The sequence below is a fragment of the Mesorhizobium sp. WSM4989 genome, from assembly GCF_029625795.1.
Lineage (GTDB): Bacteria > Pseudomonadota > Alphaproteobacteria > Rhizobiales > Rhizobiaceae > Mesorhizobium.
The window spans coordinates 1-233 of the sequence record NZ_JARTVN010000077.1 but is presented as its reverse complement, the minus strand read 5'-3'; the positions used below and the strand labels follow the sequence as shown (position 1 = coordinate 233).

General features: G+C 36.5%; 1 protein-coding gene. It reads left to right on the top strand.

Going from position 1 to position 233, the window contains the following annotated elements; translation table 11 throughout:
• Window positions 1–9: 9 nt before the first annotated feature.
• On the top strand, window positions 10–233 hold a 224-nt coding region (locus tag P9217_RS30380; protein ID WP_278088350.1), incomplete at its 3' end, for a hypothetical protein.

Sequence of the window (233 nt, the reverse complement as noted above, 5' to 3'; positions counted from 1 at the left end):
GGATAATACATGGCAGACTTTCTAAATAAAGCACAACTTGGGGTTAGTTCAATACCACCACAAAGAGTTAAAGACTTAGGTTCAGACTTAATGGGTCTATTCGGTGCTACTGATAAGGCATTACAAACATATAATACAATTGGTGCTAATGCTGCAAAGCTAGACCATAGAGAACTTCACTTTGATGTAATGGCTAACATTAACTCACTTGAAAGATATGCTCAATCTATACC